Here is a 25,182-nt window from a genome sequence, read left to right on the forward strand (position 1 = left end):
ACGTGCCGGGGCGATCCGTCAGCCCAGTTGCAGCACGATGTTGTGGTCCGCGTCCACAAAAACCGGGTAGGTCTGCAGCGGCGGGGCGCCGGTGCTCGAACAGCCCGTGTCCAGTTCAAACGCATGCTGGTGGAGGGGACACAGGACCTCCCGCTGGTCGATGGTCCCGTCAGCGATCGGGCCGCCCCGATGCGGGCAGACGGCAGCGACAGCCCGGAGAGAACCGTCCCGCAGACGGAACACCGCAATTTGCTGGCTGTTGACGCCGAAGGACCGGCCTTCCCCAACCGGCACCTGCTCAAGTGGTCCCAGCCTGTGCAGCCCCGCGCTTGCCGCACCGGAAGTCATGGCATCGGCGCTCATCGGACCGGCACCTGGGGGAGGACCGCAAGCGGAAGCGAGGTGCGGAACTGTCCGGGAGTGAACGGATCGCCGCGTTCAGTCCAGGGGTCAACGTAGTTGTCGATGGACGCCTGCATCGCCGCGTCCAGGTGAGCCCCCAGCCCTTCAGAGTCATCAACAATCACTGAGCGAAGGTGGTCGATGCCCACCCGGGGCACAAAGGAGTACGTCCGTTCGAGCCAGTTGGCGCGCTCGCGGTAGTACTGCATAAAACGCCCGGTCAAAAGCTTCACGGTCTCAGGACTGTCCACTGTGGCCAGCAGATCCCCCTTGCGGATGTGAGCGCCCGCAGCGCCGCCGATATAGATTTCCCAGCGGCCGCCGTCGACCGCTACCACCCCCACGTCCTTGACCAAGGACTCGGCGCAGTTCCGGGGACAACCGGAGACTGCCAGTTTCAGTTTCGCGGGGGATTCAATGCCCTGGAACCTGGATTCGATCTCGATACCGAGCTTGGTTGAATCGCCGGTGCCGTAACGGCAGAAGTCCTGCCCCACGCACGTCTTCACCGTCCTGAAGCTCTTGCCGTACGCGTAACCGGAGGGCATGTCCAGGTCAGCCCAGACTTTCGGGAGGTCCTCTTTCCGGATCCCCAGGAGGTCGATCCGCTGCCCACCGGTCAGCTTCACCATGGGCACGCTGTACTTGTCCGCGACGTCGGCAATCCGGCGGAGCTGGTCCGGCGTCGTTACCCCGCCTTTCATCTGGGGCACCACCGAGAAGGTGCCGTCGCGCTGGATGTTGGCGTGGACGCGGTCGTTGATGAACCGGGCATCACGCTCGTCGATGTACTGGTCCGCCCACATCATCTTCAGCAGCGAGGCGAGGCCCATCTTCGACTTCGCGTCTTCCACACCGTCCGGAGCCAGTGCAGCAAAAACCGCGGAGACGGAGCGGAGTCCCTGCTGCCGGATGGCCTCCATCAGCGCGGCCTTCTCGAGCGGCACGCCCGGCACATAGTAGCTGGCAGCGGGATCCTCTGCCACGGCGCCGTCGGCGGCCCATTCCACAACCTGGCGCACCAGCAGCTTGCACGAGCCGCAGCCCTTCCCGGCCCGCGTGGCATCCATAACCCCTGCAACGGTGTTGCAGCCGCCCTGCACGGTTTCCACGATCGCTTTTTTGCTGATGCCGTTGCAGTTGCAGACCTGAGCGTCCGGATCCAGCTCAGCCACGCCCTCTTCCTCGCCCGGTCCGCCAATATCGAAGAGCAGGGAGACCCGCTCCTCCGGCAGTGGCAGGCCACGGTCGAACGCCTGCGTCAGGTAAGCCACCTTGCGGCTGTCACCGAGCAGCGTTGCGCCCACAATCTTGCTGTCCCGGATCACTATCGATTTGAAAACACCGCGGCTGGGCTCCGAGAAAACAACGTGCTCGTCGGTGTCACGTTCCGGCGCCTGGAGCCCCATGGAGGCGACGTCGACGCCGGCGACCTTGAGTTTGGTGGCGGTCCGGGAACCAAGATAGGCCGACGACGGGTCAGCCCCCGTTACATGGTCTGCCAGGACGGCGGCCTGCTCCCACACGGGTGCCACCAGCCCGTACACTTCGCCGCGGTGCTGGACGCACTCACCCACGGCGTAGATCTCATCCTCGTCCGGTACCCGCATGTGGTCATCGACAACAATTGCGCGCTCTACTGGCAGCCCGCTGGTGACAGCGACGTCGACGTTCGGCCGGATCCCCGCAGCAACCACCACCATGTCGCACTCAATGTCCGGTTTGTCCCGGAGCTGGACTCCCTCAACCTTGTCCGTTCCCAGGATTGCCGTCGTCCGGCTGCTGGTGTGCACCTTGATTCCCAGAGCCTCCACGCTGCGCCGCAGGACGGCGCCGCCGTCCGGCCCCATTTGCGTATTCAGCAGGTGCCCGCCCGAGTGGACCACTTCGACGTCGATACCGTGGCTTTGCAGACCGCGCGCGGCTTCCAGCCCCAGGAGGCCACCGCCGATTACCACCGCCCGGTGATGATGATCCTGTTGGGCGTACGCCACCATGTTCTGTGTGTCGTCGATGGTGCGGAACGCGAAGATCCCAGGACGCAGGAGCCCGCCCGCGGTGTACAGGCCGTCCACTGCGGGCATGAACGAGCGGCTGCCCGTGGCAATGATCAGGACGTCGTAGGGAGTGGCCCTGCCGTCGTCGGAAAATACCAGCTTGGCGAAGCGGTCGATCCGCTCCACCCGGATTCCTGCATGAAGGGTGATGTTGTTTTCCTGGTACCAGGCCAGGGAGTTGAGGAAGATGTCGCCGGCATCCTCGTCACCGGAAAGGACGTGACTGAGCATGATGCGGTTGTAGTTGCCGTAGGGTTCGTCGCCGAACATGGTGATCCTGTGCTGGGCACCACCGCCGCGCGCCAGGATTTCCTCCACAGCACGGGCTCCCGCCATGCCGTTGCCGATCACCACCAGCCGGCGGCGGGAGTCCTTGGTGCTTGGCCTCGCGGCCCTGCTGACCGTGGCGGTCATCAGTGCTCCACCATTCCCAGGTCCACCACCACTGAACCGGTGACTCCCGTGTCCGCCAGCAGCCTCAACTCAATCAGCGAACCGCCGTCGATGTCCTCCACAACGCGCAGGGGTACATGGACATCACCTTTCGCTCCGATCGGGAAGTACCGCAGCGGGATGCCGTCCCTCATGAGCGCCACGGTGATCAGCTCCGGAGAGGAGTTGCCGCCGCGGAAGTAGAGAATCTGGTTGATGACGCCGTCCGGAACGAAGTGGGAGAGCTGGCTGTGGATGGGGACGGGTTTATCCAGCCCGGCTCCCACAAAGGGGAAGATGCCTTGGAGGAAGAGGTTCTTCAGAATCATGGGCAGACCCTTTCGGCAAGTGGTGCACTTATCCCGGCATAGGGCCATCCTGCGCTCGCCGTGTTACAGCCTGCTGCGGGCTGTGTAATTTCCGCATAACACCTTTCTCACCACAGTCCTCCGTCCTGCCCGTGAGCGGTGGCGGTCAGTAACAGGTCCAGCCGGATGCTAAGCTGGTGGAACTTGATGTGCAGTGATGCCCACTTTTGAACCGGTTCATCAACCGGTTCCCCAAAGGATTTATCCGGCAGGGAGTGGGTTTTTTCATGTGAGAGGCACATCCTGCGTCGATGAACGCGTTCTATTTGGTCCCGACTTCCGCCTTGCACTACGGCAGCAGCCTGGTTGATCACCTGACTTTTCTTCGGCGAACCCCTGAGCCAACCGGCGTCGGGGGCCGATATCCGCATGGATACCGCCTGAAAGACCTTGAAACACATGACTACTTTCGCTGCCCTCGGCACGCCCAAAGCACTTGCCGATACCCTGACAGCCCAGGGGATCGTGGAACCGTTCCCCATCCAGGTCAAGACCCTCCCGGACACGCTGGCCGGACGCGACGTCCTGGGCCGCGGCCGCACGGGCTCGGGTAAGACCATTGCCTTCGCCATCCCGCTTGTAGCAAGACTCGCTGAGCGGGAAGCAAAGCACTTCCGCAAGCCCGGTCGCCCCATGGGCCTGGTCCTTGCACCTACCCGTGAACTGGCCACCCAGATCAACGCAACCATCGAGCCGCTTGCCAAGGCTGCCGGGCTGAACACCACCGTGATCTACGGCGGCATCTCCCAGGCCCGCCAGGAGAAGGCACTCCGCGCTGGCGTCGACATCGTCATCGCCTGCCCGGGCCGCCTCGAGGACCTGATCCGCCAACGCATCCTGACCCTCGAAGCCGTCGAGATCACCGTGCTGGACGAGGCCGACCACATGGCCGACCTCGGCTTCCTGCCTGTCGTGAAGAAGCTCATGGACATGACCCCGAGCCAGGGCCAGCGCCTGCTGTTCTCGGCCACTCTGGATAACGGTGTGGACAAAATCGTCCAGCGTTACCTGTCCAACCCGCTGACGCACTCCGTTGACGATCCCCAGGCCGCCGTGACCACCATGGAGCACCACGTGCTGGTGGTCAACGACCAGACCGTCAAGAAGCAGCTGATCGTTGAGCTCGCCTCGGGATCCGGCCGCCGTGTGCTCTTCATGCGCACCAAGCACCATGCCCGCAAGCTTGCCAAGACCTTGACCGACGCCGGCATCCCCGCCGTCGATCTTCACGGCAACCTTTCGCAGAATGCCCGTGACCGCAACCTCGCCGAGTTCTCCAACGGTGACGTCCGCGTCCTGGTGGCCACCGACGTCGCCGCCCGCGGTGTCCACGTGGACGACGTCGAACTGGTTATCCACGTTGACCCGCCCACCGAGCACAAGGCGTACCTGCACCGTTCAGGGCGTACGGCCCGCGCGGGATCCGACGGAACCGTAGTCACGCTGACCCTGCCCGAGCAGCAGTCGGACGTCAAAAAGCTGATGAAGGCTGCCGGCGTCGAAGTTAGCTTTGAGCGCGTCACCGCCAACTCACCGCTGGTTGCTGAACTGGTGGGCGAAATGGCCGACAAGATCGATCCCCGCACCCGCGCAGCTCTCCTTGCTGCCAAGGCGCAGCAGCAGGGCGGCGGCACCTCCACAGGTGCAAACGCGGAGCGCAAGCGCGCCCGCCGCTCCACCCAGGGTTCTCCAACCGCCGGTGGCCGTGGCGGCCGTGGCGGGCGCGGACGCGTTTCAGCTGAAGCGCCCCGCACCGATCTCCCGCGTGCCGAGCGTCGTGCAGTGGCCTACGAAGGCCAGGCTGCGGCCCGCAATGCTGCAGAGCGCGTCACCGAGCGTAACGAGGACCGCCTGGACGCCGAGCGCGCAGCACGTCGCAGCGCCCGCACCCGGACTTCCTCGTACAACTCACACCGCAACGATGTTCCCGCGGCAGGTGGCCGTGCAGCGGCTGGCCGCGGATCGGACGGACGTGCTACTGATACCCGCGGCGGCGCAGCCCGCTCCGGTGCAACAGGTGGCCAGCGTGGCGGACGCCCGGCAACCGGCCAGCGTGCCGCAGCCAGCGGTGCCCGCACCGGCGCTTCGGCTGGCGGCCAGCGTGCCGCTGCCGGCGCTTCAGCTGGCGCTAAGTCAGGCGGAAACGCTGCTGTCTGGTCCTCGAACACCGGTGGCACCTCGGGTGGATCCTACTCGGGTGGCGGCAACGGCGGCTCGAAGTCCGGCGGCAACGGCGGCTCAGGCCGTCCTGCGCGCAGCGGCCCCCGTCGCGCCTCGGCTCCGGCATCGAACGAACGCCGCGGCCGCTAAGGTCTTCCGGCCTTAAGAATTACCGCGACAGAAAAGGACGGCCGCACCCTGGATCCAGGGTGCGGCCGTCCTTTTGCGTAGCGCAAACGCTAGTGGGAGACCTCGGCCGGGAGCAGCCATGAACGCTCGGCTTCGAAGGCGACTGAAACGAAGGTTCCGGCCGGCATAATGTCGCCAGGAAGCGGATCGTAAACCATGGCGGTCATGTTGCCGGCTTCTGTTTCCACGTCGTACTCAATCCATGCCCCATAGAAAACTGAACTGAGGATTCGCCCGGTCCGGCCAACAACTTCCAGGCCCTCGCCCGGGAGTTTTCGCACTGAAACGGACTCGGGCCGGACCAGCAGCACAACAGCAGAATCCGGGGTGATGCCCGAATGGGCCGGAACAATCTGGTCCACGCCGAGCACGCTGACCCGTGCCGTGGTTGTCGCGCCCGTACCGTGCACAGTGAAACTGGCGACGTCAAGGAAGTTCGCTTGTCCGATGAAATCCGCCACGAAGACCGAGGCCGGCCGCCGGTAGACCTCCTCCGGCGATGCGAGTTGCTCGATTTTCCCGTGCCGCATGACCACGATCCGGTCCGAGAGACTCATTGCCTCGTCCTGGTCATGGGTGACGTAAACACTGGTGATTCCGAGCTTCTGCTGGAGCCGGCGGATCTCGGTACGCATCTGGACCCGCAGCTTGGCGTCCAGGTTGGAGAGGGGTTCATCGAAGAGCAGGACCTTGGGCTTCATCACCAGCGCCCTGGCCAGAGCCACCCGCTGTTGCTGACCACCCGAAAGCTGGTTGGGGGACCGGTCTGCAAAGGCCAAAAGACTCATCGATGTCAGGGCGAAGTTGACCTCCTGTTCGATCTGTTTCTTGCCCATCTTCAGGAGTTTCAAGCCATAGGACACGTTGTCGTACACGGACATGTGCGGGAAGAGGGCATAGGACTGGAACACCATGGCCATTGGACGTTTATCCGGCGTCAAGCCGGTCATGTCCTCGCCGTCCAGTGTGAGCTCACCGGCCGTCGGGTTTTCGAACCCGGCAATCATCCGCAGCGTAGTCGTTTTGCCGCATCCTGAAGGGCCAAGCAGGGTAAGGAACTCCCCGGACCTGATCTGCAGGTTGATGTCGTCGACGGCGGGTGCGGCAGTGCCATCGCCGTAAGACTTGCTGATTCCGGTCAGTTGGAGCGAGCCGGCCTCGGCATTGTTGGTATCCGGGCCGGACGTCATTTCAAGTGTTGTATTGGCCATGGTGTCCTCGTGGAAGTGTGTTGGAAGCAGCCGGTTCAGCGGGTGCGGGTCTTGGGGCGGGGGTCCCGGACCAGGAGATTCATCAGACCGATCACCGAAAGCACGACGACGATCAGGATGGTGCAATAGGCGAAAGCGTTGCCGAAGCGCCCAGCGTCTACTTCGGAGAGGATCTGCGAAGTCATGATTTTGGTCTGGGGAGTTGTGATGAAAATGATGGGGGAGAGCGTGGTCATGGCCCGGGCGAATGCGTAGGTCAGCCCGGACAGCAGCGCCGGCCTGATCAGCGGAAGCGTGATGGTGCGGAACGTCGTGATGCCCGATGCACCGAGCGACGTGGAGGCCTCATCGATCGCCGGATCAATCTGTTGCAACGCCGCGACGCCGGAGCGCTGCCCGGAGGGCATGGAACGGATCACGTACACCATAACGATTGCCATGGCGCCGCCAAAGATCGCTCCACCCCCTGCCAGGGCTGGCAAGAGCTGGATGTTCCCGATAATCAGTGGCTTGTTGAAGGCCAAGGCGTATCCGATGCCCAGCACTGTTCCGGGGACGGCAAGCCCCAGCATGCCCATAAAATCCAGCACACCACGGCCGCGCTTGACCTTACGGACAATCAGCCAGGCGAGGATCATGCCCAGAACTCCGGCAATGGGCGTGGCGATCAACGCGAGGATGGTGGTGGTGAACATAGCGTCAGAACCGATTCCAGCCAGGACGTACTGATAGTTCGCCAGGGTAAAGCTGTTGTTGACGCCCAGGATCTTTGTGAAAGCCCCTACAAAGACCGTGACGTAGATGGTCACGATGAGGGCTGCAATCAGAAGCACGACGCTGAGGAGGGGAATGCGTCCCAGAGGGGAAGAAATCAGGTTCACCCTGCCCGACGGTTTGCCGGTAACGGACACCACACTCTTGCGCTCGGCCCAGTAGCGCTGAACAAGGAAGACGAGCAGCCCTGGCAGCAGGAGCACCAGCGAGTACGCTGCACCACCAGCCACGTTGTATTCGCCGGTGATGGCGATGTAGGCGCGGGTCGAAAGGACAGTGAAGTCGCCGCCAATCACCAAGGGGTTGGCAAGGTCAGCGATCGCCTCGACGAACAGCAGCAGGAAGCAGCTGGCAAAGCCTGGGATCAGCATGGGGATGGTCACGCTGCGGAAAATTTTCCATTTGCTCGCGCCGAGGTTTGACGCTGCCTCATCCATCGCCGGATCCAGGCTGCGCAGCATCCCGAGCAGGTTCATGTACGCCACAGGAAAGAACGACAGGCCCAGCACCACCGTCAGCCCGGTCAGGCCATAGATGTTGTAGTCCAGGCCGAGCAGCTTGTTGCTGATCAGGCCGCTTCGCCCGAAGAGGCTGATGACGGCGGTCGCCACGGCGAACGGTGGCGAGACGATCGGTAGGAGCGCGATCAGGTGCAGGATGCGCTTTCCACGGAAGTCCAGCCGGGCCTGCGCATACGCAAAAGCGAACCCGATGCCCGTGCCGACGGCGCCGACTACAAGGCCCAGGACCACCGTGTTGAGCAGGACGCCGCGGTTGGTGGCGGAGGTGAGGATCTGGCCGAGGGTGTCCCGGCCTTCCGGGCTGAAGGACTGTGTGAGGATCCGGACCAGCGGATAGCCGATCAGGAGAAGGAGAATGCCTACCACAAGGCCGATAACTACCTTGGTGACGGTGTCGAGCTTGCTGAATTTCGCGCCCGCCCGTTTGGCGGGAAGAGGGGGAGGAGCGGCCGGCGCTGTTGCCGGCTGCAGGGTGTCAATACTCATGGGAGCTCCTGGCTCGGGCGGCCCGGGGTGCACGGGCCGCCCGCCTTGATGGATCGGATGGTGGGAGTTTCTACTCCTTGGGCTGTGGCGCGATCTCCGCGTCAAACCGCTTGGTGAGCTTCGACTTCTCGGCCGCGGCCAGAGTGAAGTCGTAGTCCACCAGCTTGACCTCGTCGAGGTCCACCATCCGGTCGTCGTGCTTGGCGTCGGGGTTGGTAAGAATCTGGTACGAGCCCACTGTCGGGCCCAGGTCCTGCGCCTCGGCTGTCAGCGCCCAGTCCACATAAGCCTTTGCTGCGGCCGGGTTCTTCGAGTTTTTCACCACACCGACACCGCCCACTTCATACCCTGTGCCTTCCTTGGGAAAGGACACCTGCAGGTCCGTCATACCGGCTTCCTTGTACTTGACGCAGTCATGGGAGAACACCAGTCCGACGGCGACCTCGCCGCGTCCCGCTGTCTGGCCAGGCGCCGTCCCGCTCTTGGAATACTGCAGGACGTTGTTGTGCATCTTGCGCATGTAGTCGAGCCCGGCATCCTCGTTTCCGTTGTTCAGCGTGACCTGGGTCCAGAGTGTGGTGAACGCTGTCCCTGAGGTGGACGGGTGGGCTGTGGAAACCTGGCCTTTGAGTTTGCTGTCCAGGATGTCGTTCCAGGAGGTGGGGACACCGACCCCCAGCCTTTCCAGGCCGGCCTTGTTGGAGCAAAATCCAAGTGCTCCTACATAAACGCCTGCCCAGTAACCCTCGGCGTCCTTGTACTTGCCTGGAATTACGCCGGCATTCGGGGACTCGTACTGCTCCAGCAGGCCCGCCTTCTTGGCCGCACCGTAACCGTCGGCAGGGCCGCCGTGCCATACGTCGAATTCCGGCGAGTCCTTGCCGGCGTTTAGCCTGGCTACAGTCTCCCCTGAGGAGAGCCGCACGAAGCTTGTCTTGACGCCTGTCTTTTCGGTGAAGGCCTCGGTCATGGCCTGGCACCAGTCTTCCATCGCGCCGCACGCGACAGTCAGGTTTCCGCTGAGCTCGCCACCCGCTGCCGCAGCCTTGGGGCTGGTGTCCACGACGCAGCCCGTAAGGGCCAGCGACGCAGAGGCCGCGACGGCGAAGGAGAGCGCGATTTTGCGCTTCATGTCATACCTTTCGTAGGTGAAGCAACGTTGCTTCACGACGTCGGAGCTGACCGCTAAGCGGTTCCTTCCGTGTCGATGTCAAAACCTTAGGCAGCGTCATGGGGCCTTGGAGTGTCGTGACGGTCACACATGGTCACAGCTGTGTGACCTTCAGATTTTCCCGCCACAAGGGCAGGTTGTGGCATGACTCATTCATTGAAGGGGATCAGCTGATAGCCGTCGCCGCGGACGGCCTTGATGGAACGAAGGTAGCCTTCGGCCGCGAGCCGGTGCCGCAGCCGGTAGATGGCGGTCTTCAACATTTGGCGCCCGCCTGGACCTTCGGTCTGCCGCCAGCCAGCGAGGAGCAGCTCGTCGAAGGGGACGGTGCGTCCGCTGTTTTGGACGAGCCTGGTTAACAACCTCAGTTCCGTGGAGGACAGGTTCAGGTAGCGGCCGTGAACGCTGGCCCTGTCAGCTTCCAGCCGCAGCGGGCCGTGGTGGATCACCGCTTCAGCGGCTCGGGGCCGTGTCCTGCGGACAATTGCCTCGGCGCGCAGGGCCAGCTCCCGGGGATGGAACGGTTTAGTAACGTAGTCGTCGGCGCCGGATTCCAGTCCCGAGACCCTGTCAGAGCTCTCGCCCCGTGCCGTCAGCAGGATAATCGGCACCTCGCTGACCTCGCGGATACGGCGGCAGAGAGCCAAGCCAGAGGAATGCGGCAACATAACGTCGAGGACCAAGAGGTCCAAAGCTTTTTCCCTGAAGAGGTTCCAGCCGGTTTCCGCATCCCTGGCCGTCACTGTGGTGAAGCCCTGGGTCTCCAGCGCAAAGGTGACGATGTCCAGCATCTGGGGTTCGTCGTCGACCACCAGTGCCGTCAGAAGAGGGGCACTCAAGGGGAAACCTCCAGCCGTACTGCTGCGGGGCCTGCCGGGTGGTTCTCACCGTTCGGCAGGCTGAACATCATGGTGGTGCCGCGCTGGGGGGTTGAGTCAACAAACACTCCACCGCCATGCATCTGGACGATCTGCCTGGTGATGACCAGGCCGAGGCCTGTGCCGTCGCGCAAGGGCTTCCCGCTGGAAAAGCGCTCGAAAAGCTGCTGGCGCTCGGCGGGCGACATGCCTGCACCGTCGTCGCTGACTGAGACGAGGATCTGCTGGTCGGTGTTGATGATCCGGACTGTTACCAGGGTTGCGTCGTGGGCGTGGATCACCGCGTTGTTGATCAGGTTCGTCAGCGCCTGGCGCATAAGTTCGGCGTCTGCCCAGGCCCGCGGCGGTGCCCCCGGGCAGTCCAGCGCTATTGCCAACGTGTGGAGGAGGCGCAGCTCGGAGATGACCTTGGTGGCCAGGGACCTGAAATTCACTCGCTGAAGGTGCAATTCAAACATGCCGGCATCGATCCGGGCTTGGATGAGCAGGTCCTCCGCCAAGCTGATCACGGAGTGGCAGTTGCTGCTTATGGTCCTGATGAAGCGTTCCTGGCTCGGCGTCAGGGGCCCTGGCGTCCCCTCGGCCAATAAATCGGACGCGCCCTTCATCAGAGCCAACGGAGTCCGGATCTCGTGGCTGACCACGGAGATCTGGTCCGCGTTGCGTTGGGCTGTGGCGCGGAGCCGTTGGATGTCTGCCCTGTCAGCCAGCCACGATCTGGCAAGCAGGAACAGCCAGAGACCCGTAGCTGCTGCAACGGCTGCAAGGATGACGGTGGCTTCATCACCAGAAGAGTCGCCTGCAAGCCCGGCAAGGATCAGGGCGCCCGACCAGGCCAGGATCAGCCCGCTCGCACCAAACTTGTAGGGACGCAGCAATGAGGTTCTCCATACGGGAATCAACGCCGCCAGGCCGCTTGCCCCCACGAAGTACCACAATGTATTCACCGAACAACTGTAACGAGGAGAACAACCCCAACATCAGAGTCTTGGCGAAGCGCGGCGTCACGCTACCAGCCGCGGGTGCGCCACTCCTCCAGGTGCGGACGTTCGGCGCCCAAAGTGGTCGGCTTGCCGTGGCCCGGGTGCACCACGGTATCGTCCGGGTACACGGCAAACAGCCGCTCGGTCACATCAGTGATCAGTTGGTTGAACCGCTCGGGATCCTTCTGAGTGTTGCCCACTCCGCCCGGGAAAAGGGAATCGCCCGAGAAGATGTGGGCCGGACCTGCCGGGTCCTCATAGACCAGTGCTACCGAGCCCGGGGTGTGCCCGCGCAGGTGCACTGCCGTCACGTCGAAGCCGTCGAAGTTGCCGACGTCCCCATGATCCAGCAGCACATCAACGGGCACGGGCAGTTCCGGGGCATCGTCGGTGCCTGCTGCCGTCATGGCTCCGGTGGTTTTCACGAGCTCCGGAAGCGCCCGGACGTGGTCCCAGTGCTGGTGGGTGGTGGCAATCAGTGTCAGTTTAGGCGCAGCAGCAGTATCCGCCGCCGCGTCAGAGAGCAGATCGAGGATCGCCGGCAAATCATCTGCCGCATCGATCAACAGCTGGGCACCGGACTTTTTAGCGGTGAGCAGATACACGTTGTTGTCCATCTCGCTGACGGAAATGCGCCGGATGGTGATGTCCCGGAGTGAGTGAATGAGCGTTTCCATGCGTTATTCGCGTCCCTGCGAGACCCAGTTCGGGTCAGCGGACCGGGAGCCGACGACGGCGTCCGCAGCGGCGTCGAGCGTCTCCAGTTGTGATGAGGTGAAGTCGAGCGAGAGCGCTCCCAGGTTCTCGTCGATCCGGTGCGCCTTCCGGGTACCGGGGATCGGCACCACAGGCATGCCGAGACGCTGGCCGTGGGCGAACAGCCAGGCAAGGGCAACTTGGGCGGCAGTTGCTCCGAGCTCCTCAGCGACAGACTGCACTGCCGCCACAACCCCCTGGTTGGCGTCGGCTGCGACTTCGGCAAAACGGGGGATCTTGCGCCGGAAGTCGGTCTCGGACAGCTGGGCGGCGTCCACGGTTCCGGTCAGAAATCCGCGGCCCAGCGGCGAGTAGGGGACAAAGCCCACACCAAGTTCGGCAGCGGCTGGAACCACGTTCTTTTCCACGTCGCGGCTCCAGATGGACCATTCACTCTGGACTGCCGCGATGGGATGGATGTTGTTGGCTTCCCGCAACTCAGCGGCGGTCACCTCGGACAGGCCGAGGTGCAGGACTTTGCCCTCGCGCACCAGCTCGGCCATTGCCTCAACGGTTTCCGCAATCGTAACGTTGAGGTCGCGGCGGTGCATGTAGTAGAGGTCGATGGTGTCCGTGCCCAGGCGGCGCAGACTGTTTTCCACTGCCTGCCTGACATAAGCGGTGTCCCCTCGGACACCTGAGTAGCCGCCGGCCGGGTTCCCGACGATGCCGAATTTGGTGGCAAGCTGGACTTCACCCCGCCGCTCAGCCAGCAGCTGTGCGATCAGTTCCTCGTTGCTGCCGCCGCCGTACACATCCGCGGTGTCAATGAAGCTGACTCCCGCATCCACAGCGTGATGAAGGGTACGCAGGGCATCGCCTTGATCTACCCCTCCGTAAACCGGCGTCAGCGCCATCCCGCCAAAACCCAAGGGGCTTACCTTGAGGCCATCTCCCAGGTCTACTGATGCTGCAGTCATAGGTCGCTCCGTTCGTTGCTGTGAAGTGGTGTCCCAGCCAAGAACCCCACCGCCGTCCGAGGTATTCCTGCGTGTCCAGCTGATGTGCTCCTCCATTCGCTATCCGTCAAGGGTTATTCCATTATCGAAACGCTTCGATTATTCTGGTGACGCACGCCGTGTCGCACCTGCAGTAACTGAAGCGGCGCCAGTGCCCGGAACAACCACAAAGGAGTGTACGAGATGCACCGCGCCCGAAGAATCACCGCCCTTATCGCTGTGGGAGGTTTCACTGCAGCGCTGATGAGCGGGCCAGCAGTTTTGGCCGCCCCGCCCTCAGATCCCACCCCTGCTCCCGGCTATACATGGAGTAATGCTGAAATTGTGGGCGGCGGATTTGTGCCCGGCATCGTGTATAACGAGACCGAGCCAGGCCTCGCTTATGCTCGGACGGACATCGGTGGCGCCTATCGGTGGGACGAAGGCTTGGAGCGGTGGAAGCCTCTCATGGACTTCGTCGGCTGGGACGATTGGAACCTAACTGGAATCGAAGCGCTTGCGTCGGATCCCGTAGATGCGGACAATGTCTATGTCCTTGCGGGCACTTATACGGGGGCTTGGGCCAGCAATGCAGCCCTGTTCCGTTCCGGCGACCGCGGCGAGACGTTTGATCGTGTGGACCTACCGTTCAAGGCAGGGGGCAACGAGAACGGCCGTTCCATGGGTGAGCGTCTCATGGTGGACCCAGGTGACAACAACAACCTCTACCTGGGAACCCGCAACGACGGGCTCTGGCACAGTACCGACGGCGGCCGCACCTGGTCCAGGAACGAGCCCTTCCCCCGGTTGGGTGATGCAGGTATCGGAATCTCGTTCATAGAATTTGGCCTGCCTGCCCCGGGGGCGCCCACTGAGGTCTATGTCGGCGCGGCGGACAAGGCAGGGGGTATCTTCAAGAGCAAGGATGGCGGGCAGTCCTGGCAGCAGCTACCGGGCCAGCCCGCCGGCTTCTACGCCCACCATGGCAAGCTCGCTCCAGATGGGTTCTTCTATGTCACCTACGGTGACCTGCCGGGGCCGTATGTAATGCACGACGGTGGTGTCTGGCGGTTTGACCCTGCCGGCATGGCTTGGAAGGACATCACCCCGCTTCGTCCCAATACGGGAACCGAAGGAGGCTTCGGCTATGCGGGATTGGCCGTGGACGCGTCCAGGCCAGGCACTGTTATGGCCGCGACGATGGGCCGCTGGGGTCCCGTTGATGATATTTTCCGAAGCGTCGACGGCGGCGAAACCTGGACGTCCATCACTGAGAAGAAGGTGATGGACACGTCGGCATCTCCGTATCTCAACTGGCACGGCGAGCCCAAGCTTGGCTGGATGATCGGGACCCTGGAGATCGACCCCTTCAACTCTGACCGTGTCCTTTTCGGCACAGGGGCGACCATTTTTGGAACAGATAACGCCACGGACGCGGAGGATGGTGGGTCCACCACATGGTCCGTTCGCGCACAGGGACTCGAAGAAACGGCTGTGCTCGATTTAGCAAGCCCCACCTGGGGTGACGCCCCGTTGTACAGCGCCCTTGGAGATATCGGAACCTATCGCCATGACAACCTCTCCGAGGTTCCGGCCAACGGAATGGACCCCAACCCCATCTTCGGCACGTCCACGTCCATCGAATACGCGCCACTTCGCGAAGGATTCCTGGTCCGCTCGGGCTGGGGCGAAAAGCGCGGTGCATACACCCTTGACGGCGGCGATACGTGGCAGCCGTTCCCTGGCGAACCGGTAGGAATCACCGAGCCCGGACATGTTTCACCATCCGCCGACGGCTCAGCAGTGGTGTGGTCCACACCAGGGATGCAGGCCTTCCGCACTACCGATCTGGGCAACTCCTGGACGCAGGTGCAGGGCCTGCCCAACGGTTTGGAGGTCGTGGCGGACAGAGTGAATGCCGCACTCTTCTTCGCGTTCGACCCCGCAACCGGAACCGCGTATGCCAGCAACGACGGCGGTGCCACGTTCAGCGCAACCCAGACGGGGCTGCCTTCCGGTTCAGGGGTACTGGAGCCGGTCACAGACCGTGCCGGGAACGTCTGGCTTTCCGCTGCCGGGGGCGGACTCTGGCGATCCACGGACGCAGGGATCTCCTATCAGCAGGTCCTCAGCGGGGTGGGGTCGGCAGACCAGGTTGCCTTCGGTAAGGTGGCGAAGGGCGCGAGCCACATGGCCGTGTATCTGAATGGTGTGGTGGGCGGCATCCGCGGGATTTTCCGCTCCGACGACGCGGGTGCCTCCTGGTTGCGTATCAACGACGACGCCCATCAGTGGGGCTGGACTGGTGCTTGCCTCGCCGCCGATCCTGATCAATACGGGAGAGTCTTCATCTGCACCAACGGACGCGGCATCCAAGTGGGCGAACTGACGGCTGCCCCGAAACCGGGGAAGGGTAAGGAAGACAAGAAGGACAAGAAGGACAAGCCCGGGAAACCAGCCCGGTCTGTCCATTCCAACCCCGAGGACTAATCACCTCAGTAGTAGCTGCAGCGCAGGCGGCGAAGTCAACCGTCTGCGCTGCAGCACTGCCTTAGGACCAGCTGATAATCCGGTCAGCAGAGGCCTTGGTGCTCTCGATCAGCTCGGCGTTGACCTGATCCGAGCCGCCCGCCCACGCCTCTGCCGCTGCCTGTGCCTTCCCAAAAAGCACGTGACGTTTCACGAGGCGGGAAAGGCGCACGCTGTCCTGGACCTCAATGAACCAGACTTCGTCCAGTTGCGCCCTGACCTCCCGCCATTGCGGGTGGTCCGCCAGCAGGTAGTTTCCCTCTGTGATCACGAGCGGAACGGAAGCCGGAACCGCAATCGACGCCGCCACGGGTTCCTCGATGGAGCGCCGGTATTCAGGCGCATAGACGACGTCCTCATCCCGCCGCCTCAGCCTCTGCAACAGCGAAAGGTAGCCCCCGACGTCGAACGTATCAATGGCGCCTTTGCGTTGCTGCAGTGGCTTCCCGTCAATGATCGCGTTCCCAAGGTGGAAGCCGTCCATAGGGACTACGACGGCGGTTTCGGGACCGAAAGCGTCCTGGAGGCAGGCCGCGAACGTTGATTTTCCCGCTCCCGGAGATCCCGTAATGCCCAGGAGGACGCGGTTTCCGTCGGCCAACCGGGCCCGGAGATCATCGATTGCCCCGGCAATTTCGCGTGAGCGCAGGGCCGCGGGCAAGGGGGGATTCACGGAGTCCATTGGTGAATCCTAAAGCACGCTGGACTGCTCCGGTGCCGGCCGCACAGCGTCGGGCCCCGGCCCCGCTGGCAGCATCTTCAGCCCGGCCGCACAGGCAACGATTCCCGCGATGAACAGCAGCTTGAGCGGACTCGCCGGTTCGACGCCGCTGGCCATCGCCCAGCCAACGGTCAGGGCCGCACCGATCCCGACCCAAACAGCGTAGGCAGTCCCCAACGGAATCTGCTTCACAGCCAGGCCGAGGCCAAGCATGCTCAGGGTGGCCGTGACTGCGAAGACCATAGTGGGCAGGGGCTTGGTGAAGCCATCGGAGAGGCCAAGGGCTGTGGCCCACACGGCTTCAAGGACTGCGGAAGCCAGCAGGACACTCCAGGCAATTGCTGGTTTGGAGAGCATCACGCCACCACCTTCAGCCCGACCACGCACGCGGCTATCCCGCCGAGCAGCAGGAGCCGGGCCGCCGTCGCCCGTTCCACTTTGGTGATGATGGCATAGGCGCTCGTCAGCACAACCCCCACGCCCACCCACACTGCATAAGCAGTGCCGGTGGGAATGGATTGCATGGCGATGGCCAGTCCGCCGGTACTCGCCATGACTGACACTAGAAACAGCAGGGCGGGAAGGGTCCGGCGGCGGCCCTTGGCTTTGAAGGTATGGTGCAGCGCGGCGGCCCAAACGGCCTCAAGCGCACCGGAGAGGATAAGAATTACCCACGACATGACAGATCCTTTGGCCAGTCTTGTCGCGTGCCGGGTACTGAACCGTCGTCCGGAGGGTCCGGTGCGGACCCTTCAGGCCAGCCTAGCAACGCCCGACGCCGGCGGGCCACTTTTGGTGGCCAACCTCACCACGGACAGTGTGCTTGAGCTAGCTAGGACGGAGAAGGCTCCGTCCCGGATGGGACGGAGCCTTCTCCGAAGGGCTGAGCCTCTCGCCGCTAGAGCGACTACCTCACCCCTCGGTGGTTCTCGATGAATCAATCAGGCCCCGTAGCGCGTGGCGAGTGCTGACAAGTTCCGCAATTCGCTCGTCATGGGCGCGAAGGTGCTCAACCAGGGTTGGTATCGCGCAGGGCTCCAGGCGGCGTGGGTCGTGGACGCAGTCCAGGAGCTCGTTAATGATGCGTGTGGGTAGTCCAGCTTCCAGCAGCAGACGAATGTGCCGGACATGGTCCACCGCGGCTTCCTCGAAGAGTCTCTGTCCGGTGGAGGATCGTTCTGCCTCGAGAAGGCCCTGGTTCTGGTAGTAGCGAATAAGCCGTGGACTTACACCGGTACGAGAGGCAAGTTCACCGACTCGGAGGAGCTTCCCGTCCCCAGGACTTGCCTTTGACACTAGTGTCAACTCCTAAATTCACAGGTATGTCATTCTCATTTGCTTACTTCAACGGCCGGTCCGCTACGCCAGAGGACCTTTTACCTTTGGCCTTCGCAGGCTACGCCCATTTCACCGCCATGCAGGTACGCGACCACTCGGTGAAGGGCTTGGACTTGCACCTAAGCCGTCTCCAAACCGCCAGCAACGTGCTGTTCGGTAAGCAACTACCGGATTCCCACATCCGTGAGTACCTTCGCATGGCCGTGGAGGCCACACCGCCGGACTCGTCCGTGACATGCTTCCTCTCCTCGCGTCCCGGGGAGTTCATGCCAGCTGACCCAAAGAGCGCTCTCGATGTCCTGATCAAGGTTGTTGACCCGGCGGAACCACCCACGGGACCTCTGGCTTTCGATGTGGTGAGGCACGAACGCCATCTGCCCCACGTCAAGCATGTGGGCGAAGTCTCCAAGACGCTGTACCTCCGAAGGGCTAACTCTCGCGGTTTTGACGACGCCGCCTTCGAAGATGGCGTGGGTCGCCTAAGCGAAGCCACGATATGGAATCTGATCTTCTGGGATGGCGAGTCAGTCATCTGGCCAGAGGCCGGCATCCTCTCAGGGGTGACTATGCAGATCTTGGTTCGACAGCTCGAAGCCCGGGGCATACCCCAGCAGACTCGGCCGGTCCGTCAGTCCGACTTGACGGACAGCATGTCGGCGGCAGCGATTAACTCTTGGACCCCAGGCATATTGCTTACACGCCTCGGCGAACGCCAGCTAAATCACGATCCGGCATTCACACGGCTTCTTCACGACGTCTACGCCGCCGAGCCACTGGTCAGATTTTGACCAGTGGACTCGTGAGGGTGTTGTTTACGGGCCCCTAGAGTGCGCCGCCCGCCGCTTCGGGGGCTGAGGAGTCGTGCCCGCCGTCGCCGATGGTTTCCCTGGCGATGAAGTTTTCGATGTCGAACAGATTGTCTGCGCGCTGGGCGATGTTCAGGAGCGTGGTCATGGACGCCACTTCCTCCACCTGCTCTTTGAGGAACCAGAGCATGAACTGCTCGCCGAGGGCGTCGTCCTCCGCGCGGGCAGCACGGAACATGTCCTCGATGTTCTTGGTGACTTCCTTCTCCTGCTTCAGCGCGAGCGCCAGAGGCTCGGTCACCGACGTGAAGTCATTGCGGACGGCGGGAATGCCGGGAATGTTCACGGGAAGGTCCCGGTCCAGCATGTACTGCACCATCATCATGGCGTGGTTCCGTTCCTCAACGGATTGCCGGTAGAAGTACTTGGCAAGTTGGGGCAGATCCTGGTTCGCAAACCACGTGGCCACGGCGATGTATTGCTGGGAGGCCGAGAATTCGTTGCCAACTTGAGTGCTCAGCAGTTCGTTGAAAGATGCTTTTCTCATGGACCGAGTCTATGGTTCGCCAGGCTGAACTTGCCACAGCGGGCTCATCAGCCTCCCGATGCGGCTGGATCCACCCGGTCGATGGACACGACGCGGTCGATGGACACGACGGCCAGGAATCCGCGGCCCAGGATTTCCGGCGTTTCGGTATCAGAACCGACGACGGCGTCGTAGCGGCCCAGGGGCTGCGCCCCGTCGTCGGGACCTGCAGCGGATGGGCCTGTGTCGGATGAATCTGCGCCGCCGGGACTGACAGTCGCCTGGCCGTGGAGAAGGATGCCCAGTTGGCCGTCGAAAACCGGGTGGGCGCGCTTCTTGGACAGCTCGATGATGGAGGTGTAGCCCTTGAACGATCCCTTCCGGGTCAGGACGTTGAGGGCCTGGACGTTGCCTGTGGGGAGGGTGGCCGAGGACGGCGCGTCGCCGGAAAACCGGAAAGGCCGGTGCTTCTCCAAGGGCTGCTCGGCACCGTCCACGTTGAGGAGCAGTAGTTCTCCATCGATCACGGTCAGCACGCGGTCTGTGCCGGCAAAGGGGGAGAAGGGCCCCGCCTTGGAGATCTCTGCAATGCTCACGCGCCAATCCCAGGCGTCGTCCTGGGCAGATGCAGCCTCCGGGTGGCTGGCGAGCTCCCTGGTCACCCCGCCGCCGTTGCGCCATGGTTGGGGCTTCAGCTGGGAATAGCGGATGATCTCCATCCGCCCAGCCTAACGGGACAGCGCCAGCCTCGCGGGACAGCGCAGCCTGCCGGGCCCACCTTCAGTCGATGGTGTCGAACCAGTGGACCACGCTGTTGCCGCCGTAAGCCCTGGCCAGGGTTTCCTGTAACCCCTCTGCCTGCTGTGCGGCGAGGTCAAGCTCGGCTACGGAGGTCATGATCCCGAGAGCGCTTTCCTCGTGCCCTTCGGCGTAGTGGACACCGGGGGAGGTGGTGCGGTGCCATTCGGCGAGCTGCCGCAGGGTCTGTTCGATGGCCCGCTGGGTCTCCAGGAGCTCGCCCAAAACCGCGTAACTGTCGGAGGGCCGGCTCAGGCTCCTCGTGGAGTGCGCAAGCTGCGCAGCGGCTTCTGCCATCCGCTGCGCAGATCGGCGCGGGTCATCTGTTTCGGCCACGGTGACTTCCTCTCCACAGGATGGGTGCCGCTTAGGTTCATTCTGCACCATGGAAAACCTGCTGCCACCGATTGCTTGCTAACGTCAGAAGAGCAAGAGAATTGAAGGAGCCTGATGTTTGTCAAAGTGTGTGGCCTCAGTACCCCGGAATCGGTCCAGGCGGCCGTCCACGCCGGTGCCGACGCCGTCGGCTTTGTCCTCACCGCCAGCCCGCGCGAAGTCACTCCGGCGCAGGCCCTGGAGCTGCTGGGGCACGTTCCCCATGACGTACAGGCCGTGGGCGTCTTCAGGCATGAACCTGTGGCCCGGGCGATCGATCTGGCCCGCCAGGCAGGCCTGCAGTGGATTCAGCTTCACGGCGAGCGGACTCCGCTGGACGTCAAAACAGCGCACGACGCCGGGATGAAGGTCATCCGGGCCGTCACCATGGGTGCCGCTCCGGACGCCTTCACCGACTGGGGTGAGGAGCTGCTGCTGATCGACGCGGCGGTACCCGGCTCCGGTGAGGCCTGGGACTATGCCTCCGTCCTCGCTAAAGGGCTCGAACACCGGGTGTGGCTGCTGGCCGGCGGACTGGACCCGCTCAACGTGGCCAACGCGGCGAAACAGGCAGGTGCGCCGGGAGTGGACGTCTCCTCCGGCGTCGAAAGTTCCAGGGGTGTAAAGGACCTGGCCAAGGTCACAGCATTTGTCAGGGCGGCCAAAAGCTAGGCCACTCCTTCGCCCGCGGGAATGAGACTGCTGCCCACTTTGTTGCCCTTCCCATGAAGCGCATTGGATTTCTCTCGTTCGGCCACTGGGGAAACGTTGAGGGTTCACAAACCAGGACCGCGCGCGACGCCTTGCTCCAGGGCATCGAACTTGCGGTAGCCGCCGAGGAACTGGGAGTGGACGGCGCCTTTTTCCGGGTCCACCACTTCGCCCGCCAGCAGGCTTCACCGTTCCCGCTCCTTGCCGCCATCGCTGCCCGGACCAGCAGGATCGAGATGGGCACCGCCGTCATTGACATGCGTTACGAAAACCCGCTCTACATGGCCGAGGAGGCAGCCGCCACTGACCTGATTAGCGGAGGACGCCTGCAGCTCGGCATCAGCCGTGGTTCACCCGAACCCGCCCGGGACGGCGCGGCTGTGTTTGGCCACGTCCCGGCAGAAGGCGAAAGTGCCGCTGACATGGCCCGCCGCCACGCGGCAGTCTTCAGGCAGGCCGTCACAGGCGCCGGAGTTGCCGAGGCTGACCCGCGCTACGCCGGAGGCGCCACCGGCCTGTTGCCCGTCCAGCCGAATTCCCCCGGCCTCGGCGAGCGGATCTGGTGGGGCGCCGGAACCAGGGCAACGGCGGTCTGGACTGCGGAGCAGGGGATGAACCTTATGAGTTCTACGCTGCTGACCGAGGACACCGGTGTGCCGTTCCATGAACTCCAGGCCGAGCAGATCAACATGTTCAGGAAGGCCTGGGCGGATGCCGGGCACGGGCATGAGCCGAGGGTCTCAGTAAGCCGGAGCGTGCTGCCCCTGGTGGATGAGGAGGACCGAAGGTATTTCGGGCTTAGCGCCTTGCGGGAAACGCGGGACCAGGTGGGCATCATTGACGGGTTCACGGCACGGTTCGGCAAGAGCTACGTCGGCGAGCCGGATGTGCTGGCCGAACAACTCGCTGCCGATTCCGCAGTCCAGGCCGCCGACACCCTGCTGCTCACCGTCCCCAACCAGCTGGGCGTCGACTTCAACGCCAAGCTTCTGGGCAACATCGCCACACACATAGCCCCGGCCATCGGCTGGAAGCCCAACCGGTCAGAGTAGCGGGTGGTGGCTCAACCGGCGTTCGCGCTTGGCCGATCAGGCCGAGGAGTCCTGCAGGGTTTTCACTGCGGACGTCAGGATCTGGATCGCTTCTTCGTATCTCTCCGGCTGTGGACCGGAGTAGTTCAGACGGATGAACTGTCCGGAGGGTTCCTCGGGAAACCACTCAGGACCCGGCGAAATCAACAGGCCCTCGGCCTCGCAGCGCCGGGCCAGTTGGAGCGTATCCACGGAATCGGGGAGTTGGAGCCAAAGGTTCATTCCGCCCTTTGGTATGCGCGTGAGTGTTTCCTTGCCGAGGTACTTGGTGACCAGGGCGGCGAGGTCGTCGCGGCGCTGACGCAACTGCCTGATCCGTTGCTTGTTGTGCGAGTGCCAGCCCGGCTGGGTCACGACGTCAAGGGCTGCTGATTGAAGGAAGCCGCTGACGTAGAGGTGGTCAACCGTTCTGTCGGTTTGGATCCGCTGCATGGCCGGACCCTTCGCGATGATTGCTGCCACCCGGATTGAGGGCGACACACTCTTGCTCAGGGACCGCATGTAAACCACGTGGCCATCTGCGTCGTCGGCCGCAAGCGGTTTGGGGGTCGAGTCGATGGCAAAGTCATGGGCCCAATCGTCCTCGACGAGAAAGGTGCCGGTGTCCCGCATGACTTCCATAACTGCCTCGGACTCAGATTCGGTCCACTGGTACCCGGTGGGGTTGTGGAAGTGGGGTTGGGCATAAAACACTTTTGCACCGCTGGAGCTGAGCGCTGCCCTGAGGCTTTCGGGGTCGGGGGCTGCTGAACCACTGGAGGCTATGGGGATGATGCGCAGTCCGGCCTGCCGGGCGGCGGCAATTGCTCCCCAATAGGTGGGCGATTCCATGACAATCGCCCCTCCCCGGGCCGTGAGCGCGCGGAAGATGGAGGAGAGTGCACTCTGCCCGCCCGGGGTGATGACGACGTCGTTCTTGTCCGGCGCCGGCCCGCCTCTCCGGGAACCCGCGGCTAACTCGTTGGCGAACCATCTCCGCAGCTCAGGAAGACCTGCGGCCGGTGGCCGCACCTCGACGGCATCGGAACGGCTGGACCTGATGAGGGCTGCCCGAAGCAGGCGCAACGGCACAAGGTCCGAGGTTGGATAGCCGGCGTGCAGGGCAATGGCGCCATCGGGGAGCGAGGACATGATGGAACCAAACTGAGAGGTTCTGTGGGCCGGGCCCAGGGCCGTGGTCTGCCAGCTGAAATCCGACTTCCCCTTTGGGCGCTGAGCCGCCACGAAGTTGCCTGAGCCCGGCCGGGTTTCAATCAGACCTTCACTCACCAGATTTTGAACCGCGCTCTGTACCGTCACCGGGCTCACCGATAGCTCGGCAACGAGGCTCCTGGTGGAGGGCAGTTTGGTTCCGGGCCGAAGACCGGAAGACATTTGCCGCAGGTACTCTGTTGTCCGCCTGCTGCTACTGCTATCGTGGTTCATGAAAGACAACAATAGCGCTACTGTTCCAAGGAAGAAAGCGCTACTCTCCCGCCCGGCCCGTTCAGCGACGATTCTCCGCGAACCCGGCCCGGCCCTGTATCGGGCATCCCAGGCCGTAAATCAGGCATCGCCGAATATCGCTTCGCCCAAAAGGCGGCAGGGCAATTCTTTGCGCCTGAAAGCAGGCACCCCCTTCTCACCCTCAAGGGGAACCGGCACGGCCGGGCCCGACTCAACCTCCAAGAAAGCGAGTTCGAAATGCTGCTGATAGTCGCCGTCGTCGTCCTGTTGGTTCTTGTTCTGTCGGTGTTTCTTGTTTCCGTTGTGCGCAGCGACGGAAACGGCAAACTGCCGCCCGAGCCCACCCATCGCCCGTGGACTGCAGGCGAGCTCCCCAGTGAGCCTTACTCCTCAGCGGACCTCCCATAACTCCGGCCGGGGTAGCGGCTGGGATTGTGTGGCGATTAGCATGCACAGTGGGAGCGCCCCGTCGACGGAACATTGTTGGTGTGGGCCGCCGCTCCCGGCCAACCGGCTCGAAGGAGACAGCAATGACACTTCCCCAAGGACTGACTCCAGGCATCTGGACTCTTGATTCGTCCCACAGCGAGGTCGGCTTCACTGTCCGCCATGCCGGGATCAGCAAGGTGCGCGGCCGCTTCACGGATGTCACAGCGGAAGCCCACGTGGGGGACTCGCTGGCGCACTCCAGCCTGAATGCCACGGTTAAAACTGCGAGCTTCGATTCAGGCGACGCCAACCGGGATGCCCATGTGCGCGGCCCCGAGTTCTTCGACGTCGAGGAGTATCCGGAGATGACCTTTCATGCCACAGGCATAGAGGGCGACGGCGAGGACTACACCCTCACGGGCGATCTCACCATCCGCGGGGTCACCAAGCCTGTAGAGCTGGAGGTCGAGTTCACGGGCATAGCTGTTGACCCGTTCGGTGCCACCCGTGCAGGTTTCAGTGCCGAGGCTGAAATCAGCCGCAAGGAATTTGGACTGACCTGGAATGCGGTGCTTGAGACGGGTGGGCTGTTGGTCAGCGACAAAGTCAGGATCACCGTGGACGCTGCAATGGTGAAGCAGGCCGCATGAAAACACTCCTGAACATCATCTGGTTGCTTTTTGGCGGTCTGTGGTTGGCGCTTGGCTATTTCCTCGCCGGCATTATCTGCTGTGTGCTGATCATTACGATTCCCTGGGGCATCGCCTCGTTCCGGATCGCCGCGTACACACTGTGGCCTTTCGGTCGGATGGTGGTGGACAAACCCGGCGGCAACGGAGTGTTTGCGCTCCTAGGCAACGTTATCTGGCTGGTGGTGGCGGGCATCTGGATCGCGATCGGGCACGTGGTGACTGCAATAGCCATGGCCGTCACCATTATTGGCATCCCGCTGGCCATCGCCAACCTTAAGCTCATTCCCGTCTCGCTCATGCCGCTGGGGAAGCAGATCGTGCCGACGGACCGGCCATTCGTGCAAAGCTACCGGTAACGGGCCAAGGACGGCGGCACCGGCTGCCTGTGTGCAGT

The 25,182-nt window shown here is 63.1% G+C and carries 26 protein-coding genes and 1 riboswitch; of the genes, 8 read left to right on the top strand and 18 right to left on the bottom strand.

Annotated features, from left to right (window positions below; all coding sequences use genetic code 11):
* Positions 1 to 18 precede the first annotated feature (18 nt).
* Genes M1E02_RS02295 through M1E02_RS02305 form a run of 3 tightly spaced genes read right to left on the bottom strand, consistent with a single transcriptional unit; the run spans position 19 to position 3,220 of the window.
* Positions 19 to 363 carry a Rieske (2Fe-2S) protein gene (locus M1E02_RS02295; protein WP_479376554.1) on the bottom strand — a complete coding sequence of 115 codons (345 nt, stop codon included), beginning with the start codon at positions 361 to 363 and terminating at the stop codon, positions 19 to 21.
* Positions 360 to 2,873, bottom strand: coding sequence for a nitrite reductase large subunit NirB (gene nirB, locus M1E02_RS02300; protein ID WP_479376555.1), 2,514 nt, complete (start codon positions 2,871 to 2,873; stop codon positions 360 to 362). The genes M1E02_RS02295 and nirB overlap by 4 nt, the downstream gene beginning before the upstream one ends.
* Positions 2,873 to 3,220, bottom strand: a complete 348-nt coding sequence (locus M1E02_RS02305; protein WP_247046550.1) for a molybdopterin oxidoreductase — start codon at positions 3,218 to 3,220, stop codon at positions 2,873 to 2,875. Before M1E02_RS02305 ends, nirB begins: the two co-directional genes overlap by 1 nt.
* A gap of 438 nt (positions 3,221 to 3,658) precedes the next feature.
* Here M1E02_RS02305 and M1E02_RS02310 point away from each other — a divergent pair, with 438 nt between their 5' ends.
* Complete coding sequence (locus M1E02_RS02310; protein WP_479376556.1) at positions 3,659 to 5,569, top strand: DEAD/DEAH box helicase; 1,911 nt, start codon at positions 3,659 to 3,661, stop codon at positions 5,567 to 5,569.
* An 89-nt stretch (positions 5,570 to 5,658) separates the two neighbouring features.
* Here the strand turns inward: M1E02_RS02310 and M1E02_RS02315 are convergent, their stop codons facing one another.
* From M1E02_RS02315 to M1E02_RS02345, 7 genes are all read right to left on the bottom strand, one after another.
* Complete coding sequence (locus tag M1E02_RS02315; protein ID WP_479376557.1) at positions 5,659 to 6,819, bottom strand: ABC transporter ATP-binding protein; 1,161 nt, start codon at positions 6,817 to 6,819, stop codon at positions 5,659 to 5,661.
* A 35-nt stretch (positions 6,820 to 6,854) separates the two neighbouring features.
* Complete coding sequence (locus M1E02_RS02320; RefSeq protein WP_479376558.1) at positions 6,855 to 8,600, bottom strand: ABC transporter permease; 1,746 nt, start codon at positions 8,598 to 8,600, stop codon at positions 6,855 to 6,857.
* 70 nt (positions 8,601 to 8,670) lie between these two features.
* Complete coding sequence (locus tag M1E02_RS02325; protein ID WP_479376559.1) at positions 8,671 to 9,732, bottom strand: ABC transporter substrate-binding protein; 1,062 nt, start codon at positions 9,730 to 9,732, stop codon at positions 8,671 to 8,673.
* Between the two features lie 188 nt (positions 9,733 to 9,920).
* Entirely contained in the window at positions 9,921 to 10,610 is a 690-nt protein-coding gene (locus M1E02_RS02330) for a response regulator (protein WP_479376560.1), read from the bottom strand.
* Positions 10,607 to 11,596 carry a sensor histidine kinase gene (locus tag M1E02_RS02335; RefSeq protein ID WP_479376561.1) on the bottom strand — a complete coding sequence of 330 codons (990 nt, stop codon included), beginning with the start codon at positions 11,594 to 11,596 and terminating at the stop codon, positions 10,607 to 10,609. Before M1E02_RS02335 ends, M1E02_RS02330 begins: the two co-directional genes overlap by 4 nt.
* Positions 11,597 to 11,658: 62 nt before the next feature.
* The gene (locus M1E02_RS02340) at positions 11,659 to 12,309 is read right to left on the bottom strand and encodes an MBL fold metallo-hydrolase (RefSeq protein WP_479376562.1); all 651 of its coding nucleotides are present in this window, start codon (positions 12,307 to 12,309) and stop codon (positions 11,659 to 11,661) included.
* 3 nt (positions 12,310 to 12,312) lie between these two features.
* Positions 12,313 to 13,308 carry an aldo/keto reductase gene (locus tag M1E02_RS02345; protein WP_479376563.1) on the bottom strand — a complete coding sequence of 332 codons (996 nt, stop codon included), beginning with the start codon at positions 13,306 to 13,308 and terminating at the stop codon, positions 12,313 to 12,315.
* Positions 13,309 to 13,530: 222 nt separating this feature from the next.
* Here M1E02_RS02345 and M1E02_RS02350 point away from each other — a divergent pair, with 222 nt between their 5' ends.
* A complete protein-coding gene (locus M1E02_RS02350) occupies positions 13,531 to 15,816 on the top strand; it encodes a WD40/YVTN/BNR-like repeat-containing protein (protein ID WP_479376564.1) in 2,286 nt (761 codons plus the stop codon).
* 61 nt (positions 15,817 to 15,877) lie between these two features.
* On the opposite strand, the gene M1E02_RS02355 is transcribed toward M1E02_RS02350, so the two are convergent.
* The 4 genes from M1E02_RS02355 to M1E02_RS02370 all read right to left on the bottom strand — a co-directional run bounded on the left by M1E02_RS02355 (position 15,878) and on the right by M1E02_RS02370 (position 17,872).
* Positions 15,878 to 16,537 (bottom strand): nucleoside/nucleotide kinase family protein, encoded by a 660-nt coding sequence (locus M1E02_RS02355; RefSeq protein WP_479376565.1) that lies wholly within the window; start codon positions 16,535 to 16,537, stop codon positions 15,878 to 15,880.
* Between the two features lie 9 nt (positions 16,538 to 16,546).
* A complete protein-coding gene (locus tag M1E02_RS02360) occupies positions 16,547 to 16,933 on the bottom strand; it encodes a DMT family transporter (protein WP_479376566.1) in 387 nt (128 codons plus the stop codon).
* Positions 16,933 to 17,256, bottom strand: coding sequence for a DMT family transporter (locus tag M1E02_RS02365; RefSeq protein WP_479376567.1), 324 nt, complete (start codon positions 17,254 to 17,256; stop codon positions 16,933 to 16,935). The genes M1E02_RS02360 and M1E02_RS02365 overlap by 1 nt, the downstream gene beginning before the upstream one ends.
* 9 nt (positions 17,257 to 17,265) lie before the next feature.
* Positions 17,266 to 17,331: riboswitch (guanidine-III (ykkC-III) riboswitch) on the bottom strand.
* Positions 17,332 to 17,488: 157 nt separating this feature from the next.
* Positions 17,489 to 17,872, bottom strand: coding sequence for a MerR family transcriptional regulator (locus tag M1E02_RS02370; RefSeq protein WP_479376568.1), 384 nt, complete (start codon positions 17,870 to 17,872; stop codon positions 17,489 to 17,491).
* 26 nt (positions 17,873 to 17,898) lie between these two features.
* On the opposite strand from M1E02_RS02370, the gene M1E02_RS02375 reads away from it, so the two are divergent.
* On the top strand, positions 17,899 to 18,702 hold the full coding sequence (locus M1E02_RS02375) for an aminotransferase class IV family protein (protein ID WP_479376569.1): 804 nt from the start codon (positions 17,899 to 17,901) through the stop codon (positions 18,700 to 18,702).
* Positions 18,703 to 18,736: 34 nt separating this feature from the next.
* Here M1E02_RS02375 and M1E02_RS02380 read toward each other — a convergent pair whose 3' ends face one another.
* The 3 genes from M1E02_RS02380 to M1E02_RS02390 form a co-directional block, all read right to left on the bottom strand.
* Positions 18,737 to 19,267 carry a ferritin gene (locus M1E02_RS02380; RefSeq protein WP_479376570.1) on the bottom strand — a complete coding sequence of 177 codons (531 nt, stop codon included), beginning with the start codon at positions 19,265 to 19,267 and terminating at the stop codon, positions 18,737 to 18,739.
* A 47-nt stretch (positions 19,268 to 19,314) separates the two neighbouring features.
* Positions 19,315 to 19,965 (bottom strand): HutD/Ves family protein, encoded by a 651-nt coding sequence (locus M1E02_RS02385; RefSeq protein WP_479376571.1) that lies wholly within the window; start codon positions 19,963 to 19,965, stop codon positions 19,315 to 19,317.
* Between the two features lie 61 nt (positions 19,966 to 20,026).
* The gene (locus M1E02_RS02390) at positions 20,027 to 20,380 is read right to left on the bottom strand and encodes a hypothetical protein (protein ID WP_479376572.1); all 354 of its coding nucleotides are present in this window, start codon (positions 20,378 to 20,380) and stop codon (positions 20,027 to 20,029) included.
* A gap of 114 nt (positions 20,381 to 20,494) precedes the next feature.
* On the opposite strand from M1E02_RS02390, the gene M1E02_RS02395 reads away from it, so the two are divergent.
* Positions 20,495 to 21,091: a phosphoribosylanthranilate isomerase gene (locus M1E02_RS02395; protein ID WP_479376573.1), complete on the top strand. Its 597-nt coding sequence runs from the start codon at positions 20,495 to 20,497 to the stop codon at positions 21,089 to 21,091.
* A 53-nt stretch (positions 21,092 to 21,144) separates the two neighbouring features.
* Entirely contained in the window at positions 21,145 to 22,182 is a 1,038-nt protein-coding gene (locus M1E02_RS02400; protein WP_479376574.1) for an LLM class flavin-dependent oxidoreductase, read from the top strand.
* Between the two features lie 36 nt (positions 22,183 to 22,218).
* Here M1E02_RS02400 and M1E02_RS02405 read toward each other — a convergent pair whose 3' ends face one another.
* A complete protein-coding gene (locus M1E02_RS02405; RefSeq protein ID WP_479376575.1) occupies positions 22,219 to 23,595 on the bottom strand; it encodes an aminotransferase-like domain-containing protein in 1,377 nt (458 codons plus the stop codon).
* A gap of 309 nt (positions 23,596 to 23,904) precedes the next feature.
* Between M1E02_RS02405 and M1E02_RS02410 the strand changes: the two genes are divergently transcribed.
* From M1E02_RS02410 to M1E02_RS02420, 3 genes are all read left to right on the top strand, one after another.
* On the top strand, positions 23,905 to 24,075 hold the full coding sequence (locus M1E02_RS02410) for a hypothetical protein (RefSeq protein WP_479376576.1): 171 nt from the start codon (positions 23,905 to 23,907) through the stop codon (positions 24,073 to 24,075).
* 122 nt (positions 24,076 to 24,197) lie between these two features.
* Positions 24,198 to 24,746 (top strand): YceI family protein, encoded by a 549-nt coding sequence (locus M1E02_RS02415; protein WP_479376577.1) that lies wholly within the window; start codon positions 24,198 to 24,200, stop codon positions 24,744 to 24,746.
* Positions 24,743 to 25,144, top strand: a complete 402-nt coding sequence (locus M1E02_RS02420; RefSeq protein WP_479376578.1) for a YccF domain-containing protein — start codon at positions 24,743 to 24,745, stop codon at positions 25,142 to 25,144. The genes M1E02_RS02415 and M1E02_RS02420 overlap by 4 nt, the downstream gene beginning before the upstream one ends.
* Positions 25,145 to 25,182 lie beyond the last annotated feature (38 nt).

The organism is Arthrobacter sp. Z5-13 (assembly GCF_056499105.1).

Coding starts and splice junctions, on each gene's coding strand:
- M1E02_RS02295 (WP_479376554.1), bottom strand. CDS start 363: ATGAGCGCCGATGCCATGACTTCCGGTGCGGCAAGCGCGGGGCTGCAC.
- nirB (WP_479376555.1), bottom strand. CDS start 2,873: ATGACCGCCACGGTCAGCAGGGCCGCGAGGCCAAGCACCAAGGACTCC.
- M1E02_RS02305 (WP_247046550.1), bottom strand. CDS start 3,220: ATGATTCTGAAGAACCTCTTCCTCCAAGGCATCTTCCCCTTTGTGGGA.
- M1E02_RS02310 (WP_479376556.1), top strand. CDS start 3,659: ATGACTACTTTCGCTGCCCTCGGCACGCCCAAAGCACTTGCCGATACC.
- M1E02_RS02315 (WP_479376557.1), bottom strand. CDS start 6,819: ATGGCCAATACAACACTTGAAATGACGTCCGGCCCGGATACCAACAAT.
- M1E02_RS02320 (WP_479376558.1), bottom strand. CDS start 8,600: ATGAGTATTGACACCCTGCAGCCGGCAACAGCGCCGGCCGCTCCTCCC.
- M1E02_RS02325 (WP_479376559.1), bottom strand. CDS start 9,732: ATGAAGCGCAAAATCGCGCTCTCCTTCGCCGTCGCGGCCTCTGCGTCG.
- M1E02_RS02340 (WP_479376562.1), bottom strand. CDS start 12,309: ATGGAAACGCTCATTCACTCACTCCGGGACATCACCATCCGGCGCATT.
- M1E02_RS02345 (WP_479376563.1), bottom strand. CDS start 13,308: ATGACTGCAGCATCAGTAGACCTGGGAGATGGCCTCAAGGTAAGCCCC.
- M1E02_RS02350 (WP_479376564.1), top strand. CDS start 13,531: ATGCACCGCGCCCGAAGAATCACCGCCCTTATCGCTGTGGGAGGTTTC.
- M1E02_RS02355 (WP_479376565.1), bottom strand. CDS start 16,537: ATGGACTCCGTGAATCCCCCCTTGCCCGCGGCCCTGCGCTCACGCGAA.
- M1E02_RS02360 (WP_479376566.1), bottom strand. CDS start 16,933: ATGCTCTCCAAACCAGCAATTGCCTGGAGTGTCCTGCTGGCTTCCGCA.
- M1E02_RS02365 (WP_479376567.1), bottom strand. CDS start 17,256: ATGTCGTGGGTAATTCTTATCCTCTCCGGTGCGCTTGAGGCCGTTTGG.
- M1E02_RS02375 (WP_479376569.1), top strand. CDS start 17,899: ATGTCATTCTCATTTGCTTACTTCAACGGCCGGTCCGCTACGCCAGAG.
- M1E02_RS02380 (WP_479376570.1), bottom strand. CDS start 19,267: ATGAGAAAAGCATCTTTCAACGAACTGCTGAGCACTCAAGTTGGCAAC.
- M1E02_RS02385 (WP_479376571.1), bottom strand. CDS start 19,965: ATGGAGATCATCCGCTATTCCCAGCTGAAGCCCCAACCATGGCGCAAC.
- M1E02_RS02395 (WP_479376573.1), top strand. CDS start 20,495: ATGTTTGTCAAAGTGTGTGGCCTCAGTACCCCGGAATCGGTCCAGGCG.
- M1E02_RS02400 (WP_479376574.1), top strand. CDS start 21,145: ATGAAGCGCATTGGATTTCTCTCGTTCGGCCACTGGGGAAACGTTGAG.
- M1E02_RS02405 (WP_479376575.1), bottom strand. CDS start 23,595: ATGTCTTCCGGTCTTCGGCCCGGAACCAAACTGCCCTCCACCAGGAGC.
- M1E02_RS02410 (WP_479376576.1), top strand. CDS start 23,905: ATGCTGCTGATAGTCGCCGTCGTCGTCCTGTTGGTTCTTGTTCTGTCG.
- M1E02_RS02415 (WP_479376577.1), top strand. CDS start 24,198: ATGACACTTCCCCAAGGACTGACTCCAGGCATCTGGACTCTTGATTCG.
- M1E02_RS02420 (WP_479376578.1), top strand. CDS start 24,743: ATGAAAACACTCCTGAACATCATCTGGTTGCTTTTTGGCGGTCTGTGG.